Origin of the sequence: Methylibium sp. T29, from assembly GCF_000576205.1 — a bacterium.
Taxonomy (GTDB): Bacteria; Pseudomonadota; Gammaproteobacteria; order Burkholderiales; family Burkholderiaceae_C; genus Methylibium; species Methylibium petroleiphilum.
This window is the reverse complement of sequence record NZ_AZND01000440.1, coordinates 1-1679: the sequence shown is the minus strand read 5'-3', so window position 1 is coordinate 1679 and position 1679 is coordinate 1. Positions and strand designations below refer to the sequence as shown.

Here is a 1679-nt window from a genome sequence, read left to right as displayed (position 1 = left end):
TTCGAGCTCCACTTCTCTACGAGATGAATCGCTTGGAAGAAGCGGGAGGCGCGCTCGAACACGGACTGACAACGCTCGTGGAACAGACGTCAGTTGACTCCATCATCATGGGGCACGTCGCTTTAGCAAGGTTGCAGAATGCGCAAGGTTCACATCTCGATGCATTAGAGACACTTTCTGAAGGCGAAGTCATTGGCAGGACGCATGGTCTGTCTCGCCTTGTCGTTGCTATGGCGGCCGAGCGGATCGATCTTCTATTGAAGCGCCGCGAGCTCGGTCAGGCGCAAGCGCAGTGGTTGGAGCTTCAAAGCTTTTCTGAGAGCGATCCAGCGGATGCTTTCAAGTACGCGATATCCGACAAAGCTCCCCGCCTCGAAAGTCGTATTGCTTTAATGAAGGGAAATAGCTCACTTGCCTGGGAGCTAACGGATCCCGCGTTACAGAGGGCCACTCGGACCGGCCAGAAGCGAAAACAGGTTGAACTTTTACTGGTGCGCGCTCTTGCGGCTCAGGCGGCGCAGGATTCTGAGAAAGCATCGGATGCTCTCCAGAAAGCCGTTGGGATCGCAATGTCAGAAGGCTATATCCGTGTCTTCGTTGATGAAGGAGAACCGATGCGCACGCTTCTGGTCTCCGCCTCCGGATCAACTGCCCGAAGCGACTCGCCTACAGGCGAGTACTTGCGTCAGATTCTCGCCGCTTTCGGCGTTCAGAAGAGTGATCCGAAGATATCCGCATTCGTTGCTGGAGCCGAGTCGCTTACGAGCCGAGAGCTAAAGATACTGCGTCGACTTCAGTCTGAGCTATCGAATCGTCAACTTGCGGATACGCTGTTCATAACGGAGGGAACATTGAAATGGCATTTGAAGAACATCTATGGGAAGTTAAATGTCACCAACCGTCTAACAGCGGTGGCCGCAGGACGCAAACTTGGCCTACTCGACAGTTGATTGCGACTCACTAGCTTTTCTGAGTTCAGATCTATGGTGTGCAAGTGGAGCGCCGACTTGACGCCTTATTGGCTGTAGCGTCTGCTCCTTGGAGCCAAAGCAGATGCGAACGCTTCTGGATTTGGCCACCTGAACGTCAACCGCCTGAAGTACTTGCCTGAGGCGTCCGGATTACATACCCATCAGCGCCTACTTCGTAGGTGCGATGCTTGCGCTCGTTCTACGTCGTGCGATGCAGTCATTTGCTCAACCGATTCGTTCCGAAGATCTACCACGCTGGGTGCCCGGCGAACTGCTTCAGACCAGTGATGGGCTCGGGTGGACAGACGTTACGCTTCGCGCCTACCGGTACAGCGGCCTTGACGTGCACGTGCCGCCGATGGCCGATTTCATGGTCGTCGCTTACCAGCAGGGTACAACACCTATGGAGCGCCGCTTCGGTGGGCGTTGGACTCGAACTGAATGTCGGCCGGGCGATATCTCCCTTCTGACCCGCTCGCAGCAATCGCATTGGCACTGGACCGAGCCCATCGACGTTACGCATATTTACCTGTCTGAAAGCGTCATCTCACGTGTGGCTGCTGACGTACTCCGAAAACCGATTGCTGAAGTTCGACTGCACGACTTGCTCCGCACCGAGGACACAGCGATCCGCGCAGTCGTCGAGGCTATGTCGCGCGAGGCCAGTGAGAGCGCGATTGGCGGCGCCGTCTACGTGGAAGCCCTGAG

1 protein-coding gene and 1 pseudogene are annotated in these 1679 nt (G+C 55.9%); both read left to right on the top strand.

Features of this window, described 5'->3' with window-relative positions; translation table 11 throughout:
* Positions 1-950 (top strand): LuxR C-terminal-related transcriptional regulator (locus tag x551_RS24785; protein WP_216701357.1); only part of this gene is annotated, 950 nt, incomplete at its 5' end.
* 232 nt (positions 951-1182) lie between these two features.
* Positions 1183-1679: pseudogene (locus x551_RS21835) on the top strand (AraC family transcriptional regulator); the annotation flags it as partial.